General features: G+C 53.5%; 15 protein-coding genes and 2 pseudogenes. 11 read left to right on the plus strand and 6 right to left on the minus strand.

The annotated features are described in order from the left end of the window. Window positions 1–15: 15 nt before the first annotated feature. From cyoA to INF58_RS13755, 3 genes are all read right to left on the minus strand, one after another. Window positions 16–963, minus strand: a complete 948-nt coding sequence (gene cyoA / locus INF58_RS13745; RefSeq protein ID WP_003859054.1) for a cytochrome o ubiquinol oxidase subunit II — start codon at window positions 961–963, stop codon at window positions 16–18. Window positions 964–1,441: 478 nt separating this feature from the next. Beyond that, window positions 1,442–2,917 carry a muropeptide MFS transporter AmpG gene (gene ampG, locus INF58_RS13750; RefSeq protein ID WP_063451695.1) on the minus strand — a complete coding sequence of 492 codons (1,476 nt, stop codon included), beginning with the start codon at window positions 2,915–2,917 and terminating at the stop codon, window positions 1,442–1,444. Between the two features lie 45 nt (window positions 2,918–2,962). Further along, window positions 2,963–3,541, minus strand: coding sequence for a lipoprotein (locus INF58_RS13755; RefSeq protein ID WP_006809883.1), 579 nt, complete (start codon window positions 3,539–3,541; stop codon window positions 2,963–2,965). 303 nt (window positions 3,542–3,844) lie between these two features. On the opposite strand from INF58_RS13755, the gene bolA reads away from it, so the two are divergent. The 7 genes and pseudogenes from bolA to ppiD form a co-directional block, all read left to right on the plus strand. Then, a complete protein-coding gene (gene bolA, locus INF58_RS13760; RefSeq protein ID WP_003859051.1) occupies window positions 3,845–4,162 on the plus strand; it encodes a transcriptional regulator BolA in 318 nt (105 codons plus the stop codon). Between the two features lie 331 nt (window positions 4,163–4,493). Then, the gene (tig, locus tag INF58_RS13765) at window positions 4,494–5,792 is read left to right on the plus strand and encodes a trigger factor (protein WP_063869062.1); all 1,299 of its coding nucleotides are present in this window, start codon (window positions 4,494–4,496) and stop codon (window positions 5,790–5,792) included. Window positions 5,793–6,052: 260 nt separating this feature from the next. Continuing rightward, window positions 6,053–6,676: an ATP-dependent Clp endopeptidase proteolytic subunit ClpP gene (gene clpP / locus INF58_RS13770; RefSeq protein WP_063451693.1), complete on the plus strand. Its 624-nt coding sequence runs from the start codon at window positions 6,053–6,055 to the stop codon at window positions 6,674–6,676. A 127-nt stretch (window positions 6,677–6,803) separates the two neighbouring features. Next, a complete protein-coding gene (clpX, locus tag INF58_RS13775; RefSeq protein WP_006809879.1) occupies window positions 6,804–8,078 on the plus strand; it encodes an ATP-dependent protease ATP-binding subunit ClpX in 1,275 nt (424 codons plus the stop codon). A gap of 184 nt (window positions 8,079–8,262) precedes the next feature. Continuing rightward, a complete protein-coding gene (gene lon / locus INF58_RS13780; protein WP_063451692.1) occupies window positions 8,263–10,617 on the plus strand; it encodes an endopeptidase La in 2,355 nt (784 codons plus the stop codon). Between the two features lie 210 nt (window positions 10,618–10,827). Beyond that, window positions 10,828–11,100 (plus strand): nucleoid-associated protein HU-beta, encoded by a 273-nt coding sequence (gene hupB / locus INF58_RS13785; protein WP_002444653.1) that lies wholly within the window; start codon window positions 10,828–10,830, stop codon window positions 11,098–11,100. Window positions 11,101–11,315: 215 nt separating this feature from the next. Next, a pseudogene (gene ppiD / locus INF58_RS13790) lies at window positions 11,316–13,115 on the plus strand (peptidylprolyl isomerase); the annotation flags it as partial. Here ppiD and INF58_RS21105 read toward each other — a convergent pair. Continuing rightward, window positions 13,071–13,262, minus strand: a pseudogene (locus tag INF58_RS21105) (hypothetical protein); the annotation flags it as partial. The pseudogenes ppiD and INF58_RS21105 sit on opposite strands and share 45 nt — an antisense overlap. A gap of 70 nt (window positions 13,263–13,332) precedes the next feature. Between INF58_RS21105 and INF58_RS13795 the strand changes: the two are divergent. The 4 genes from INF58_RS13795 (at window position 13,333) to INF58_RS13810 (ending at window position 14,923) form a co-directional block, all read left to right on the plus strand. Continuing rightward, window positions 13,333–13,713, plus strand: coding sequence for a helix-hairpin-helix domain-containing protein (locus tag INF58_RS13795; RefSeq protein ID WP_063869058.1), 381 nt, complete (start codon window positions 13,333–13,335; stop codon window positions 13,711–13,713). 97 nt (window positions 13,714–13,810) lie between these two features. Further along, window positions 13,811–14,209 (plus strand): YbgC/FadM family acyl-CoA thioesterase, encoded by a 399-nt coding sequence (locus INF58_RS13800; protein ID WP_063451689.1) that lies wholly within the window; start codon window positions 13,811–13,813, stop codon window positions 14,207–14,209. Window positions 14,210–14,256: 47 nt separating this feature from the next. Beyond that, on the plus strand, window positions 14,257–14,637 hold the full coding sequence (locus INF58_RS13805) for a type II toxin-antitoxin system RelE/ParE family toxin (protein ID WP_193527887.1): 381 nt from the start codon (window positions 14,257–14,259) through the stop codon (window positions 14,635–14,637). Next, window positions 14,594–14,923, plus strand: coding sequence for a DNA-binding protein (locus INF58_RS13810; protein ID WP_193036431.1), 330 nt, complete (start codon window positions 14,594–14,596; stop codon window positions 14,921–14,923). The genes INF58_RS13805 and INF58_RS13810 overlap by 44 nt, the downstream gene beginning before the upstream one ends. 2 nt (window positions 14,924–14,925) lie before the next feature. On the opposite strand, the gene queC is transcribed toward INF58_RS13810, so the two are convergent. Beyond that, window positions 14,926–15,621, minus strand: coding sequence for a 7-cyano-7-deazaguanine synthase QueC (queC, locus tag INF58_RS13815; RefSeq protein WP_045142053.1), 696 nt, complete (start codon window positions 15,619–15,621; stop codon window positions 14,926–14,928). 66 nt (window positions 15,622–15,687) lie between these two features. After that, window positions 15,688–17,388, minus strand: a complete 1,701-nt coding sequence (locus tag INF58_RS13820; RefSeq protein ID WP_193527888.1) for an SgrR family transcriptional regulator — start codon at window positions 17,386–17,388, stop codon at window positions 15,688–15,690. Between the last annotated feature and the right edge of the window lie 37 nt (window positions 17,389–17,425).

Here is a 17,425-nt window from a genome sequence, read left to right on the forward strand (position 1 = left end):
TTCTTCCTCGGCCCCTTAGTGAGCGGTTTCCGCGTGGCTCATGTCCATGCCTTCCATACCCTGGTGCGTGTTGTGCTCGCCTTCAGGCTGGGTCATGTCCATGCTCATGCCGTGATCCATAAATTTGCCAATAACATCTTTGAACAGATTCGGTTTCACGTTAGAGAAGTACTCCACCTTGTTATATTCGCTAGGTGCAGCCACTTTTTCGAACGCCGCCATGTCAGACATGGTGTTGGTAGACTGCTTCGCTTTTGCAACCCACTGGTCGAAAGTCGCGCGGTCTGGCGTAGCGATAGCTTTGAACTTCATACCCGAGAAGCCCGGGCCACTATAGCTGGCGGAGATACCGTCGTAGGTGCCTGCTTCATTCGCGATCAGGTGCAGGTTAGTCTGCATACCGGCCATCGCGTAAATCTGGCTGCCCAGACGTGGGATGAAGAAGGAGTTCATTACGGAGTTGGAGGTCACTTTGAACTGAACCGGAGTGTTCGCCGGGAAGGCGATTTCATTCACGGTAGCAATGCCCTGCTCTGGATAGATGAAGAACCATTTCCAGTCCATGGAGACCACTTCAATGGTAATCGGTTTTTCATCGTGAACCAGCGGCTTGCTTGGCTCAAGTGCGTGAGTGGTTTTCCAGGTCAGCACGGCAAGGAACAGGATGATCAGAATAGGCACCGTCCAGACCACAGCTTCCACTTTATTGGAGTGTGACCAGTTAGGGCTATACTTCGCATCTTTATTGCTCGCACGATACTTCCAGGCGAAACCAACAGCCATCAAGATGGCAGGAATAACCACAATCAACATCAGGCCAAAAGCCGTCAGTATCAATGAACGTTGTTCCAGTCCAATCTGTCCTTTGGGGTCTAGTAGTGCAGAATCGCAGCCACTGAGTAATACAGTGCCTGCGAATAATGACAACCATCCCAAACTTTTATTGTATTTCCTGAGTCTCATTTAACGACCTCAATTCCACGGGAGTCTGGTGGCGTTTAAAGTGTGGGGGCATTTTACGGGAAGGTTACATTACTGTAAACATCATTAGCCCTGTGTCAGGAAGGTGTTACCGGGTTCTGCCGCACATGTCACAAGTGTTGCAAATTATGTCGCGTTTCAGGAGGGAAGCCGCACGGTGTGGGCGTTATAACGAAAGGGTGCCCCAGCATACCTTAAAAGGGACAATTGGTATAACCATTGTTGAAAATACACAAATAATTAACAATTAATTATCAATAAAAAGACAACTAAAAAACGAAAATTCAATCTTTCAAAAGCTGAATCGTTTAATGGAAAATAGCGTAGCGAAATAAGCTCCAATAATTTCCGAATGCTATCCCGCACAAAACAACAAATATTTTTTTTACCGAGGGCGGTTATTTCACCGTTATAATTTCGGGTCGTTATTACAACGGGAAATAACCTTTCGCTTTTTTCTTCAGGTCATCCGGGTTTTACGCAGCGACATGAAATCCAGCGTGCCGCCCGTCAGGATGCCCGCAAGGGCCAGTAGCGCGCCAATATCCAGCAGCAGCGCTTCAAAAGGCAGCGATAGACCGGTCGTTGCATTAATAATGAGCACCACCAGCCACAGTACCAGCGCAAGGCAGCCTACCATCATCAGACGCAGCGCAAACCGATAGGCGGCCTGATATTCCGTGCGCGGCATGAAATGTTCCGTCCGCTGGGTATATTCCAGCGTCTGACGACAAATCAGCAGCAATAAAATTCCCGGCACGGCCGCGACCACCGAGAAAAGATAAAACGTCGGCCAGCCGTGAGCTTCAACAAACCAGCCTGCGACAGGGCCAACGTAGACGCGCCCGACGGCGGAAAGCGCTGAGAGCAGCGCAAACTGGGTAGCGGAAAATGACTTATTGCACAGCGTCATCAGCAGGGCAACAAAGGCCGCGGTGCCCATACCGCCGCACAGGTTTTCAAAGAATACGGCCGTCGCCATGCTGATCATATTCTTGTCGGTTACCGACAGCAGCCAATAACCGGCATTCGATGCGCCCTGAAGAATGCCGAAGATCAGCAGAGCCCGGAACAGCGTCAGGCGCTGCATCAATACGCCGCCGTACAGCGCGCCGACGATGGTGGCAAACAGCCCCAGGGTTTTGTTCACCACGCCGACCTCGCCCGCATCAAAACCGACGCCGCGGATCAGGAAGGTGGTGGTCAGGCTCATGGCGAAAGCATCGCCGAGCTTATAAAGGACAATCAGCAGCAGGATCAGCCAGGCATTATTGCGACCGAAGAAGTCGCGGAGCGGTGCTACGACGGCCTGCTCCAGCGAGCGGGGGACCGGAATAACATCGCTCGGTTCAGGCGCAAATAGCGTGGCAATAATGCAGGGGATCAGCAGAGCGGCCATCAGCCAGTACATTCCCTGCCAGCCGAGATAGCGGTCGGCAAGCCAGAGTGCCAGGCCGCCGGAAACCAGCATACCCAGGCGGTAGCCCAGCACGCTGATTGCCGCACCGGCACCACGCTCTTCCGCGGGCAAGACGTCCGTTTTCCAGGCGTCAAAAACAATGTCCTGGGACGCGGAACAGAAGGCGATGACCACCGCAAGCGCGGCCATCCAGCGCAGCTGCGTTGACGGCTCAAGGAAACCCATTGCGGCGATCGCGATCAGCAGGAAAACCTGCGTCATTACGAGCCAGCCGCGACGGCGACCGAGGAACGGCGGGGTATAGCGGTCCATCACCGGCGACCACAGGAACTTGAAGACGTAGGCCTGACCGACAAGCGAGAAGAAACCAATGGTTTTAAGATCGATGTTCTCGACCGTCATCCACGCTTGTAACGTGCCGGAGGTGAGCGCAAGCGGTAAACCGGAGGCGAAACCAAGGATCAGCAGAATAGCTGATTTGGGTTGCTGGAAAATGCGTAAGTAGTGACTGGACATATTCTTATGAGCTGACCCGGTGAAGCACCGGGTCAGTCAGCAGGATTAACGGGCGTTCTGCTTGATGAAATCGTGAATGCTGGTGTCCTGTGCCATGTCGGCAATGGTATCAGTCAGCACGCTGTTAACCGCGTCAGCGATATTTTTGTTGGACGCCTGGAATGCGCCTTCAACAGAATAGCTTGCACGGTAGTTTTTATTCATTTTGTTGCCGTTCTTCGCGGTAGCGATGATGGCGATATCGGCTTTCGTCGCGATGTTGTAGCGAACGTTGCCCTGGGAAACGTCAGCGTACAGGTTGTTCACGATGATTTGCAGATCAACCGCGCCGCTCGGGCCAATCATGTAGCCACGGGAGGTCATCTGTTTCTCCAGCACTTCCTGCAACAGGAAGCGCAGATCGCGGGAGGCGGTCAGGGTGACCTGCTGGTTGTCGCGGGTCACTTTCGCCAGCGCCTGATCCTGACGCTGATCGGCACCATTAATGCTGACCGTGACGCCCATCAGGCTTGGGTCCTGCTGAGGCAGGGTAATTTTTGGTGAAACGTCGATCGTCGTCGGCGGGGTCGCGCAGCCGGCGAGCATAAAGAGTGCTACCAACGGAAAGAAGATTTTTTTTAACATTTTTGGGTTCTCAACGAATCGTAAGCAAATAGAGAAAAATTGCCGCCATCATAACATCGCCAACGGCCAGTGGAAGTGGTCAACGCATGTAAATTCATCGCCTTGTCCGAAAACTGACCAGCTTTCCGCTTTTCTCTGCCTGTGAGTGACAAAACGTATGAACTTCATAGTGAACTTCATTCGTTTGACTGAGAAAATCAGACGAAAGCTAAATATTTGTTGTCAAGGTGTAATGGAAACGGTAAAAGCGGCTAATATTTAAAGGGATGGGTGACATCTTAGCGTTGTCGGAGGAGTGATTTCATGATGATACGTGAACAGATAGAAGAAAAATTAAGGGCAGCGTTCAACCCTGTGTTTCTCGAAGTTGTCGACGAAAGCTATCGTCATAACGTGCCGGCAGGTTCTGAAAGCCACTTCAAAGTGGTTCTGGTCAGCGATCGCTTCACGGGAGAACGTTTCCTGAACCGACACCGCCTGATCTACAGCACCTTGACGGAAGAACTCTCCACAACCGTACATGCCCTGGCGCTGCACACTTACACCATTAAGGAGTGGGAAGGGCTACAGGATACGGTATTCGCATCTCCGCCTTGTCGCGGTGCAGGCACCATCGCCTGATAAATCGGATTTGCAACCGCCGGAGTTTTTCCAGTATGTTGCATACAGATTTCGTCAAAACGGCCTTCGGGCCGTTTTGTTTTGTCTGAGTTTTGAGCGGATGGTGCGTTTTTGAGGCTAAAAATAGCCTTAAAGTGTGAAAAAAGCCGCAGCTACATACGCCAACCGTTCTCGACTCACCTAAGTGATGCCGCTATAATGCCGCGTCTTAATGAATGTCTTCGGGATGATTCTGGCGACAGGGAATGTGAATCTGCACATAAGAGAGCATCCCGGTATAACAGACAGATTCAGAGTTGACCGAGCACTGTGATTTTTTTGAGGTAACAAGATGCAAGTTTCAGTTGAAACCACTCAAGGCCTTGGCCGCCGTGTAACGATTACTATCGCTGCTGACAGCATCGAAACTGCTGTGAAAAGCGAGCTGGTCAACGTAGCAAAAAAAGTACGTATTGACGGCTTCCGCAAGGGCAAAGTACCAATGAATGTTGTTGCTCAGCGTTATGGCGCTTCCGTGCGTCAGGATGTGCTGGGTGAACTGATGAGCCGTAACTTTATCGACGCGATCATCAAAGAAAAAATCAATCCAGCCGGCGCGCCGAACTACGTTCCAGGCGAATACAAGCAGGGCGAAGACTTCACCTACTCCGTAGAGTTTGAAGTGTACCCGGAAGTTGAGCTGAAAGGTCTGGAATCTATCGAAGTTGAAAAACCGATCGTTTCCGTGACCGATGAAGACGTTGACGGCATGCTGGACACCCTGCGTAAGCAGCAGGCGAACTGGAAAGAAAAAGAAGGCGCTGTTGACGCGGAAGACCGCGTAACCATCGACTTCACCGGTTCTGTAGACGGCGAAGAGTTCGAAGGCGGTAAAGCGTCTGATTTCGTACTGGCGATGGGCCAGGGTCGTATGATCCCAGGCTTCGAAGACGGTATCAAAGGCCACAAAGCGGGCGAAGAGTTCACCATCGACGTGACCTTCCCTGAAGAGTACCACGCTGAAAACCTGAAAGGTAAAGCAGCGAAGTTCGTCATCAACCTGAAGAAAGTGGAAGAGCGCGAACTGCCAGAACTGACTGAAGAATTCATCAAGCGTTTCGGCGTGGAAGATGGTTCTGTTGCGGGCCTGCGTACCGAAGTGCGTAAGAACATGGAGCGCGAGCTGAACGGCGCTGTACGTAACCGTGTGAAATCTCAGGCGATTGAAGGTCTGGTAAAAGCGAACGAGATCGACGTTCCTGCTGCCCTGATCGACAGCGAAATCGACGTTCTGCGCCGTCAGGCTGCACAGCGTTTCGGTGGCAACCAGCAGCAAGCGATGGAACTGCCGCGCGAGCTGTTTGAAGAGCAAGCGAAACGCCGCGTTGTAGTTGGCCTGCTGCTGGGTGAAGTGATTCGTACCCACGAGCTGAAAGCTGACGAAGAGCGTGTGAAAGGCCTGATCGAAGAGATGGCGTCTGCATACGAAGATCCATCAGAAGTGATCGAGTTCTACGGTAAGAACAAAGAGCTGATGGACAACATGCGCAACGTCGCACTGGAAGAGCAGGCTGTTGAAGCGGTACTGGCGAAAGCTAAAGTGACCGAAAAAGAGACCTCTTTCACCGAACTGATGAACCAGCAGGCGTAATTTCGCCCCAACGGTTTAAAGTTTGAACAAAAAACCCGTTGCCCTCCGGCGACGGGTTTTTTTTATCGCAGCTTGAGTCCTGGAAGGGTGCTAAAACGCCCTTTCAGTGTTAGCGTTACAACAAAACGTTGTTATGCTTGAAATAGGGCGTGGCGACCCCCATTAGTAAGTAATCACGATGATTGAGACTGGCTGATAATCCGTCCATAAGGTTACAATCAGTACAGCAGGTGTTTTCAATTTTGAACCAGGAGACGGAAATGTCATACAGTGGCGAACGAGATAACTTTGCACCCCATATGGCGCTGGTGCCAATGGTTATTGAACAGACCTCACGCGGTGAGCGTTCTTTCGATATCTATTCCCGTCTGCTCAAGGAACGCGTTATCTTTCTGACCGGCCAGGTGGAAGACCATATGGCTAACCTGATCGTGGCGCAGATGCTGTTCCTGGAAGCGGAAAACCCGGAAAAAGACATTTACCTGTACATCAACTCGCCAGGCGGTGTGATTACGGCGGGCATGTCTATTTATGACACTATGCAATTCATCAAGCCGGACGTCAGCACCATCTGTATGGGGCAGGCGGCGTCCATGGGTGCCTTCCTGTTAACCGCAGGGGCGAAAGGTAAGCGTTTCTGCCTGCCAAATTCCCGCGTGATGATTCACCAGCCGCTGGGTGGTTACCAGGGTCAGGCGACGGATATCGAAATCCACGCCCGAGAAATTCTGAAAGTAAAATCGCGCATGAATGAACTTATGGCGCAGCATACGGGTCAACCTCTTGAGCAGATCGAGCGCGATACCGAGCGCGATCGCTTCCTCTCTGCACCAGAGGCAGTTGAGTACGGCTTAGTCGACTCCATTTTGACCCATCGTAATTGATGCCCGCGACGCGAGTGTGCCGCTATACTAAGGTAGGGCGGCACGTTGCCAGTAAGCAGCTTGCGTCTGAGAATGGCATTTGCGTCGTCATGTGCGGCACATAGAACTTAAAAAGAGGTTTGGACTCATGACAGATAAACGCAAAGATGGTTCGGGCAAACTGCTGTACTGCTCTTTTTGCGGCAAAAGCCAGCATGAAGTGCGTAAACTGATTGCCGGGCCGTCCGTGTATATCTGCGACGAATGCGTCGATTTATGTAACGACATCATTCGCGAAGAGATTAAAGAAGTCGCGCCGCACCGTGAGCGCAGCGCGTTGCCAACGCCACACGAAATTCGCCACCACCTCGACGACTATGTCATTGGTCAGGAACAGGCGAAAAAAGTGCTGGCGGTGGCGGTATACAACCACTACAAACGTCTGCGTAACGGCGATACCAGCAATGGCGTGGAACTGGGTAAAAGTAACATTCTGCTGATCGGGCCGACCGGCTCCGGTAAAACGCTGCTGGCGGAAACCCTGGCGCGCCTGCTGGATGTTCCGTTCACCATGGCGGATGCCACCACCCTGACCGAAGCCGGTTATGTGGGTGAAGACGTTGAAAATATCATCCAGAAGCTGCTACAGAAGTGCGATTACGACGTGCAGAAAGCCCAGCGCGGGATCGTCTATATTGATGAGATCGACAAAATCTCTCGTAAGTCAGACAACCCGTCCATCACCCGTGACGTATCGGGCGAAGGCGTGCAGCAGGCGCTCCTGAAGCTGATTGAAGGTACGGTTGCGGCTGTTCCACCACAGGGTGGGCGTAAGCATCCGCAGCAGGAGTTCTTGCAGGTTGATACCTCCAAGATCCTGTTTATCTGCGGTGGTGCGTTTGCAGGCCTGGATAAAGTGATTTCTCACCGTGTTGAAACCGGCTCCGGCATTGGTTTTGGCGCAACGGTGAAAGCCACGTCTGAAAAACCAAACGAAGGTCAGCTGCTGGCGCAGGTGGAACCGGAAGACCTGATCAAATTTGGTTTGATCCCAGAGTTTATCGGCCGTCTGCCGGTGGTGGCGACCCTGAATGAACTGAGCGAAGACGCGCTGATTCAGATTCTGAAAGAGCCGAAAAACGCGCTGACCAAGCAGTATCAGGCGCTGTTCAATCTGGAAGGCGTTGAGCTGGAATTCCGTGACGAAGCGCTGGACGCGATTGCCAAGAAAGCGATGGCGCGTAAAACCGGCGCGCGTGGTCTGCGTTCTATCGTAGAAGCAGCGTTGCTCGACACGATGTACGATCTGCCTTCTATGGAAGACGTCGAAAAAGTCGTGATCGACGAGTCCGTCATTGGTGGCCAGACCAAGCCGTTGCTGATTTACGGCAAACCGGAAGCGCAGCAGGCATCTGGCGAATAATTCACCAACTCATACAATCAGTTAATCAAAAAGGGGGGATTTTATCTCCCCTTTACTTTTTCCGTATTCATGGCGTTGAATGTATGGGAAACATCCCCATATACTGGATTACATGTTAATGGTTGTGTGAAGCACAGTGACATGACCAGCTTACCTGGCGGACACTAAACTAAGAGAGAGCTCTATGAATCCTGAGCGTTCTGAACGCATTGAAATCCCCGTATTGCCGTTGCGCGATGTGGTGGTTTATCCGCACATGGTCATACCCTTATTTGTAGGGCGGGAAAAATCTATCCGTTGCCTCGAAGCCGCCATGGATCATGATAAAAAAATCATGCTGGTGGCGCAGAAGGAAGCATCAACGGATGAGCCGGGTGTAAACGATCTTTTCACCGTCGGGACCGTGGCCTCTATTTTGCAAATGCTGAAGCTGCCGGACGGCACCGTGAAGGTGCTGGTGGAAGGCTTACAGCGTGCGCGTATTACCACTCTGTCAGATGATGGCGAGCACTTCTCTGCGAAGGCGGAGTACCTTGATTCACCGGAACTGGATGAGCGCGAGCAGGAAGTGCTTGTACGCACCGCGATCAGCCAGTTTGAAGGCTATATCAAGCTGAACAAGAAAATCCCACCTGAAGTGCTGACGTCGCTGAACAGCATCGACGATCCTGCACGTCTGGCGGATACCATCGCTGCACACATGCCGCTGAAGCTGGCTGACAAACAGTCCGTGCTGGAAATGTCCGACGTTAACGAACGTCTGGAATACCTGATGGCGATGATGGAGTCTGAAATCGATCTGCTCCAGGTTGAGAAGCGCATTCGCAACCGCGTCAAAAAGCAGATGGAAAAATCGCAGCGTGAGTACTATCTGAACGAGCAAATGAAAGCCATTCAGAAAGAGCTCGGCGAGATGGACGACGCGCCGGACGAAAACGAAGCGCTGAAGCGTAAGATTGACGCGGCGAAAATGCCGAAAGAGGCAAAAGAGAAAGCCGAAGCCGAGTTGCAGAAGCTGAAAATGATGTCTCCGATGTCGGCGGAAGCGACCGTTGTACGCGGCTACATTGAGTGGATGGTACAGGTTCCGTGGAATGCCCGCAGCAAGGTCAAAAAAGACCTGCGTCAGGCCCAGGAGATCCTGGATACCGACCACTACGGCCTGGAACGCGTGAAAGATCGCATTCTTGAGTACCTCGCGGTACAGAGCCGTGTGAATAAAATCAAAGGCCCAATCCTGTGCCTGGTAGGACCGCCAGGGGTGGGTAAAACCTCTCTGGGTCAGTCCATCGCCAAAGCGACAGGACGTAAGTACATCCGTATGGCGCTGGGCGGCGTGCGTGATGAAGCGGAAATCCGCGGCCACCGTCGTACCTATATTGGTTCGATGCCGGGCAAGCTGATTCAGAAGATGGCGAAAGTGGGCGTTAAAAACCCGCTGTTCCTGCTCGATGAGATCGACAAAATGTCTTCGGACATGCGTGGCGATCCGGCGTCGGCGCTGCTGGAAGTGCTTGATCCAGAGCAGAACGTCGCGTTCAGCGATCACTATCTGGAAGTCGACTACGACCTGAGCGATGTGATGTTCGTGGCGACCTCCAACTCCATGAACATTCCGGCACCGCTGCTGGACCGTATGGAAGTGATCCGTCTGTCCGGCTATACCGAAGACGAGAAGCTGAACATTGCTAAGCGGCACCTGCTGCCGAAGCAGATTGAGCGTAACGCGCTGAAAGCTAACGAGCTGACCGTTGAGGACAGCGCCATTGTGGGCATCATTCGTTACTACACCCGTGAAGCGGGCGTGCGTAGCCTTGAGCGTGAGATCTCCAAGCTGTGCCGTAAGGCGGTGAAACAGCTGCTGCTGGATAAGAGCCTGAAACACATCGTGATTAACGGCGACAATCTGCATGCTTACCTCGGCGTCCAGCGCTTCGACTATGGTCGCGCGGACAACGAAAACCGCGTGGGTCAGGTGACCGGACTGGCATGGACGGAAGTGGGCGGCGATCTGCTGACCATCGAAACCGCCTGCGTGCCGGGCAAAGGCAAGCTGACCTACACCGGCTCGCTCGGTGAAGTGATGCAGGAGTCCATTCAGGCGGCGCTGACCGTGGTGCGCGCACGCGCGGAGAAATTGGGCATCAACGCTGATTTCTACGAAAAACGCGACATTCACGTTCACGTTCCGGAAGGGGCGACGCCGAAAGACGGTCCAAGCGCGGGTATTGCCATGTGTACGGCGCTGGTTTCCTGCCTGACGGGTAACCCGGTTCGTGCCGATGTGGCCATGACCGGTGAAATCACCCTGCGTGGCCAGGTTCTGCCAATCGGCGGGTTAAAAGAAAAACTGCTGGCGGCACACCGCGGTGGGATCAAAACCGTATTGATCCCTTACGAGAATAAACGCGATCTGGAAGAGATTCCGGACAACGTTATTGCTGATTTGCAGATCCATCCGGTGAAACGCATTGAGGAAGTTCTGACTCTCGCACTGCAAAATGAACCGTCCGGAATGCAGGTTGTAACCGCAAAATAGTGACCTCGCGCAAAGAGCGTCAATAAAAACAAGGCTGGTAAGTCATTTCGTACTTGCCAGCCTTTTTTTGTATAGCTAATTTAGATTGCTGATTGGGTAAGCCATCAACAACGGGTGTTGTAAGGTCATAGCAGGACTGATATAACTGCTGCGCGGTCGCGCTGTGAAGGATTCAGGTGCGATATAAATTATAAAGAGAGGAAGAGAACAGTGAATAAATCTCAACTGATTGACAAAATTGCTGCGGGTGCTGATATTTCTAAAGCTGCAGCTGGACGTGCTTTAGATGCTTTAATTGCTTCTGTTACTGAATCTCTGCAAGCTGGGGACGACGTTGCACTGGTAGGCTTCGGTACTTTTGCGGTTAAAGAGCGCGCTGCCCGTACTGGCCGCAACCCTCAGACCGGTAAAGAGATCACCATTGCTGCCGCTAAAGTGCCGGGTTTCCGTGCAGGTAAAGCGCTGAAAGACGCAGTAAACTGATTGCTTTCCCGCTTCAGGGAAGCTGAAAAGTACAAGGGCGCATCGTTTGATGTGCCTTTTTTGTTTGTCCAGGCCTGATTTGTGCGAGTTTATGCGAGTTGTGGGCTGACAATTGCCCTGTTTTCTTGTCACAATACGCCTTTACGCGCGACGGTCAGGATTTTCCGTCAGCGTCAGGTAACCAGTCACCTACAGCGGAGTGTTGTTACACCATGATGGACAGCTTACGCACGGCTGCTAACAGTCTCGTGCTCAAGATTATTTTCGGTATCATTATCGTGTCGTTCATATTGACCGGTGTGAGTAGTTACCTCATCGGCGGTGGCGCGAACTACGCCGCAAAAGTGAACGGCCAGGAAATTAGCCGTGGGCAGTTCGAGAACGCTTTTGCTGGTGAACGTAACCGCATGCAGCAGCAGCTGGGCGACCAATACTCTGAACTCGCAGCCAACGAAGGCTATATGAAAAACCTGCGTCAGCAGACGCTGAACCGCCTTATCGACGAAGCGCTGCTGGACCAGTACGCGAAAAGCCTGGGTCTGGGCATCAGCGATGAGCAGGTTAAAAAAGCCATCTTCTCGACGCAGGCTTTCCAGTCTAACGGGAAGTTCGACAACGCGCGCTATAACAGCATTGTTAACCAGATGGGTATGACGGCTGACCAGTACGCGCAGGCGCTGCGTAACCAGCTGACCACGCAACAGCTGATCAACGCTGTGGTGGGTACCGATTTCATGCTGAAAGGCGAAACGGAAGAGCTGGCGGCGCTGGTGGCGCAGCAACGCGTGGTGCGCGAAGCGACGATTGACGTCAACGCGCTGGCGGCGAAACAGCAGGTCAGCGACGCTGAAGTTAATGCTTACTACGAGCAAAACAAGAACAACTTCATCTCTCCTGAACAGTTCCGCGTAAGCTATATCAAGCTGGACGCGGCGGCGATGCAGGAAAACGCGACTGACGCGGAAATACAGTCTTATTACGATCAGCATCAGGATCAGTTCACCCAGCCGCAGCGTAACCGCTACAGCGTGATCCAGACCAAAACGGAAGCAGAAGCTAAAGCCGTGCTGGACGAGCTGAACAAAGGCGCAGATTTCGCGACCGTGGCGAAAGCAAAATCCACCGACATTATTTCTGCTAAAAACGGCGGGGATATGGGCTGGCTGGAAGACGCAACCACCCCGGACGAGCTGAAAAACGCCGGCCTGAAAGAGAAAGGCCAGCTGTCTGGCGTGATCAAATCCTCCGTTGGTTTCCTGGTGGCGCGCCTTGACGATATCACTGCGGCAAAAACCAAGCCGCTGGCTGAGGTGCGGGATGATATCGCTGCGAAAGTGAAGCAGGAGAAAGCGCTTGACGCCTTCTATGCGCTGCAACAGAAAGTGAGCGATGCCGCAAGCAACGACAACGAATCACTGGCGGGCGCGGAGCAGGCTGCCGGCGTTAAAGCGGTTGAGACGGGCTGGTTCAGCCACGAAAACCTGCCGGAAGAACTGAACTTCAAACCGGTTTCTGATGCCATCTTCAATGGGGGTCTGGTGGGCGAGAACGGTACGCCGGGCAGCAACTCAGACATCATTACCGTCGACGGTGACCGTGCGTTTGTTCTGCGCGTCAGCGAGCACAAAGCCGAGGCGGTGAAACCGCTGGCGGAAGTGAAAGATCAGGTGGTGGCGCTGGTGAAACATAATAAAGCGGCACAGCAGGCAAAACTGGATGCAGAGAAAATTCTGGCCGATCTGAAAGCCGGTAAGAGTGATGCGATGAAGGCGGCTGGCCTGAGCTTTGGCGAAGCCAAAACGCTGAGCCGTACCGGTCAGGATCCTGTCAGCCAGGCGGCGTTTGGTCTGAGCCTGCCGGCGAAGGACAAACCTGTCTTTGGTACCACGACCGATATGCAGGGTAATGTGGTTCTTCTGGCGCTGGATGAAGTGAAAGCCGGCACGCTGCCGGACGCGCAGAAGAAGGCTATGGTTCAGGGTATTACCCAGAACAATGCGCAGATTGCTTTCGAAGCGATGATGAGCAACCTGCGTAAAGAAGCCAAAATCAAGCTGGGTGATGTGGTTACCCAGGAGCAATAATTTCGTACCTGCTCGCAGATTTTCGTAACGCTCTGCAAAAACTAAAGGCCGCTTTCGCGGCCTTTTCCATTTCTGCAATCTGCTGTTTGTGCCTGTTTCCCCGTGCGGCTATCGTGGCGTGGCTGTCAACAAACAAGGAGAAAGCAGCATGAAATCTGGAATCAAAGCACTGTTAATTACCCTGGCGATTGCCACTTCCGGGATGAGTGCGGGAGCGCTGGCTGCAACCCCCGCCGCTAAAGCGCAGGCTGTACAAAACCAGGCGGATGCGACGTCGCAAGGTCATGTTAAAGCCAACGCGACGGCCAGCACCAAAGCGGCCGAGGACGAGGGTACGCGGGTCAGTATCAATACTGCCTCTGCGGAAGATCTGGCCCGGGCGATGAATGGCGTGGGGCTAAAAAAAGCGCAGGCGATCGTCAGCTATCGCGAAGAGTATGGCCCCTTTAAAACCATTGACGATCTCAAGCAGGTCCCGGGTATGGGCAGCGCGCTGGTTGAGCGCAATCTCGCACACCTGACGTTGTAATCGCGTAATCACTTGCACTGCGGCAAAAATTTGCCAGGATAAAGAGGTCATACCAGTTATGACCTCTGATCCTATAACAACGAAAGGCTATTGCGCTATGCAAACACAAATCAAAGTCCGTGGTTATCACCTCGATGTTTACCAGCACGTCAATAACGCCCGCTATCTGGAGTTTCTTGAAGAGGCGCGCTGGGACGGCCTGGAGAACAGCGAAAGTTTCCAGTGGCTGACTGCACACAACATCGCGTTTGTGGTCGCCAACATCAACATTAACTACCGACGTCCGGCCGTGCTGGGGGATGTGCTTACCGTGACCAGTCAGGTACAGCAGCTGAATGGCAAAAGCGGCGTGCTGAGCCAGGTCGTCACGCTGGAGCCTGAAGGACAGGTGGTGGCAGACGCGCTGATCACCTTTGTCTGCATCGATCTCAAAACCCAGAAAGCGTTGCCGCTTGAAGGGGAATTGCGCGAAAAGCTGGAGCTGATGATCGCGTAGACTTTTGTCTTTTATAAAAGACAAAAAGGATTTTCAGGGATAAAATAATGAACAGGGACTACGTTGTTGAACGCTACCGGACCCGTGACGGAAAAGTGCCGTTTGAGGATTGGGTAACAAAAATGAGGCGAAAGGATCCGGAGCTGGCGTTTCGGATCCTTCTGCGAATCGACCGCGCGGAGAAGGGAAACTTCGGTGATTACCGTTATCTCAGAGAGGGCGTCTGGGAACTGAAGATTGATTGTGGTCCCGGTTATCGAGTCTATTTTGCAGTACAACATCGGGAAATCTTATTGTTGCTGATCGGCGGTGACAAAAAGAGCCAGAAAGCGGATGTAAAGCTGGCAATAGACTACTGGAAGGATCATCAAAAGGATAAACCCAATGAGCAAAAGCGAGCGAAAATTCTCGAGTACCGTCAGCCATGATGAAGCCGTAGTGAAGATGCTGCGCGAAAATCCTTCTTACGCACAGCTGTATCTGCAAATTGCACTGGATGAAATTTACGAAGACCAGGGAATCCCGGCCTATTTGATTGCTCTTAGACGTGTCATCGAAGCGCGCGGCGGTATCGGAGAAATTTCAGCCAAAGCGGGACTCTCACGTCAGCAGCTATATCGAACCCTGTCCGAAGATGGCAACCCAACGCTGTCTACTCTGATGAAAATTACCCGTGCTGCCGGCGTAAAACTATTCGACAGCACGGTCAGGTAGCCCTATTTCAGCCCGGTCTTTTTCTGCATTGCGGCCATCACGCCCGCTTTATCCGCAAGATAATGATTCAGCCCGTTTGCGCGCAGGTTACAGGCGGCACACTGGCCGCAGCCGTCTCCTTTAATGCCGTTGTAGCAGGTCAGGGTCTCGTTGCGAACCACATCCAGCTTGCCCCAGTAGTCGGCCAGCGCCCAGGTCTCAGCTTTATCCAGCCACATCAGCGGCGTTTCGAAGCGGGTCTCTTTTGCCATTCCCAGATCCACGGCGTGATTGAGTGCTTTCACGAACTCATCCCGGCAGTCCGGGTAACCAGAGAAGTCGGTCTCACACACGCCGGTAATTACCGCTTCGGCTTTTACCTGGTAGGCATAGATTGCCGTCAGGGTCAGGAACAGAATGTTGCGGCCCGGTACGAAGGTATTCGGAATGCCGCTGGCATCCGGCTCGTAATCAGGGACCGGAATACTGTCACGGGTGAGGCTGCTGACGGCCAGTTCATTTAACAGCGTCACGTCCAGCACTTTATGCGCGCGGGCGCCCAGTTTCAGGGCCAGTTCACGAGCGACATCAATTTCAGCGCGATGACGCTGTCCATAATCAAAAGTGACGCAGTGAACTTCATCATACTGGTGAAGCGCCTGAATCAGGCAGGTTGTGGAATCTTGTCCTCCGCTGAACACGACGACGGCACGTTTCATAGATCATCTCGACAGTTACGGTAAAAGCGTCATGTTAACGCCTGGCTACAGCGGCGACCAGCTTCTTCACACGTTTGGGGGAGGGAGCCAGGCTTCGGTGAAGTCAAACCAGCCGCGGGTGTTAAGGCGTATCCCGTTGACGCCCGGAGGCGCGCTGATTTGATACTGATAGTTAAAGAGCGGCGTCAGGACGGCGGTTTCCATTAACCGGCTGAATATGGCCTGAAGCCCTGCGTGTCGGTCACGATCGTCGGCCTGCATCTGCACCGCATCCAGCGTGGCCTGTAAATGGGCGTATGCCGGTGCGCTCAGCAGATGCGGCCAGAGTGCATCGCAGCGGAGCCACTGCTCAAGCGTGTACGCCGGCGCTTCGCCAATCAGTCTGTCTCCCATCATTATGTCTGCCTCGGCAAGCGGCTGGCACCCGTCCCACGTCTTGGCGTCGTGAAAGATGACGGTCAACTCGCAACCCTGCCGCGCAAGGTATGCCTTTAACTGGCTGGCCATGGTGTGAAGCTCAACCGGCAGGTGGTAGACCAGCGTCAATGCCTCTGGCAGCGCAACGTCGGTTAAATCAGGCCATTGGGGGATCGCCCAGCCGGGAAGCAGTTCCCCGGTAGGCGTGATAAGCCCTTCGTTCAGCGGAAGCGTGTGCAGAAGCGTTGAGAGATGAATGATATTAATCAGCCGCTTTGCCTGAAGCTCGCTCAGGCGCGCGCTCTGCTTCAGCGTGAGGTAGCAGAAGCCCAGGCTGGTGCTGTTACTCACCAGCCGCAGACTGGCCAGCTCGTCGGCCTGACCAATGGCGATTTGCACCGGGTGGCGGCAGCTGGTGCCCAGGCTGTAGTCAAAAAGCTGCGGTGTGATCCAGTACTCTATAGCCTTAAGCAACGGATGGCAGATGTGATACTGCTCGTGGCTTTCCAGACGCACCAGCTCGGGCTCAAAAACGCTCAGACGGAAGGGGCCGCTGCCAACCCCGGGGAGACGGGGATGCGCCAGACGGCTACAGTAGGTCGCCAGCCTGTGCGCCAGCCAGTAGTCAGGCTGATGCAAAATAAACGTCAGGCACTGTGGATGCGTGGTTTCGATGCGAAGGACGCTCCGGAAAAGCGTGCCCATGCCGGGTTGCGATAACAGCGCCGTCAGGCTTTGCTGGAGCTGCGACGTCTCTATTTTATCGCCGTTATGCCAGTGCAGGGTGGAGCGAATATAGAAATGCCAGCGCAGGCCGTCAGCAGAAACGTCCCAGTGATGCGCCAGATCGCCCGTAGGTTCGCTGCTGTTACCGTTGAAACGCGTCAAGCCAGAGAACACCTGTCCCGCAAGATGCTGCTCCGCCCGGCCAGGTAAAAACCCCGGCTGAAGCGGCTCCAGCGAGCGATAGTAGGGGATACGCAGCGTCGGCGTATCGTTCTGCCACTGCCCGCCCAGAAACGGATGCAGCAGCGATCGCAAATCTTCAGGCGCGAGCTGGGCCAGCTCCAGGGCGTTATGCTGCTGCCCGCTTTTCAGCGCCTCTTCCATCATCGTATTACGCAACGAATCCGGGGTGACGTGAAAGAGTAACTCCCCTCGCTTTCCTCGTCCGGACCGGGCGTGCCAGCTTAGCCAGCCCGCCTCCTGCGCCTGACGCAGCAGGGTGCGAATGTGGCGCTCGCTGCAAAAGCAGCGGCTGGCAAGTTCACTGATGGTCACCTGCTGCGGTGCGCCGGCGGAGGGTTGCCACAGACGTTGATACTGGTTAAGACGGTTAAGCTGGCGCATGGAAAACCCGGAACAATAATTATCATCTATTCACTAT

The sequence above is a fragment of the Enterobacter cloacae complex sp. P24RS genome (assembly GCF_014982165.1).
Classification (GTDB): Bacteria; Pseudomonadota; Gammaproteobacteria; order Enterobacterales; family Enterobacteriaceae; genus Enterobacter; species Enterobacter quasihormaechei.

Coding starts and splice junctions, on each gene's coding strand:
- INF58_RS13795 (WP_063869058.1), top strand. CDS start 13,333: ATGAAATCTGGAATCAAAGCACTGTTAATTACCCTGGCGATTGCCACT.
- clpX (WP_006809879.1), top strand. CDS start 6,804: ATGACAGATAAACGCAAAGATGGTTCGGGCAAACTGCTGTACTGCTCT.
- INF58_RS13800 (WP_063451689.1), top strand. CDS start 13,811: ATGCAAACACAAATCAAAGTCCGTGGTTATCACCTCGATGTTTACCAG.
- INF58_RS13820 (WP_193527888.1), bottom strand. CDS start 17,388: ATGCGCCAGCTTAACCGTCTTAACCAGTATCAACGTCTGTGGCAACCC.
- lon (WP_063451692.1), top strand. CDS start 8,263: ATGAATCCTGAGCGTTCTGAACGCATTGAAATCCCCGTATTGCCGTTG.
- INF58_RS13810 (WP_193036431.1), top strand. CDS start 14,594: ATGAGCAAAAGCGAGCGAAAATTCTCGAGTACCGTCAGCCATGATGAA.
- cyoA (WP_003859054.1), bottom strand. CDS start 963: ATGAGACTCAGGAAATACAATAAAAGTTTGGGATGGTTGTCATTATTC.
- queC (WP_045142053.1), bottom strand. CDS start 15,621: ATGAAACGTGCCGTCGTCGTGTTCAGCGGAGGACAAGATTCCACAACC.
- INF58_RS13805 (WP_193527887.1), top strand. CDS start 14,257: ATGAACAGGGACTACGTTGTTGAACGCTACCGGACCCGTGACGGAAAA.
- INF58_RS13755 (WP_006809883.1), bottom strand. CDS start 3,541: ATGTTAAAAAAAATCTTCTTTCCGTTGGTAGCACTCTTTATGCTCGCC.
- ampG (WP_063451695.1), bottom strand. CDS start 2,917: ATGTCCAGTCACTACTTACGCATTTTCCAGCAACCCAAATCAGCTATT.
- bolA (WP_003859051.1), top strand. CDS start 3,845: ATGATGATACGTGAACAGATAGAAGAAAAATTAAGGGCAGCGTTCAAC.
- tig (WP_063869062.1), top strand. CDS start 4,494: ATGCAAGTTTCAGTTGAAACCACTCAAGGCCTTGGCCGCCGTGTAACG.
- clpP (WP_063451693.1), top strand. CDS start 6,053: ATGTCATACAGTGGCGAACGAGATAACTTTGCACCCCATATGGCGCTG.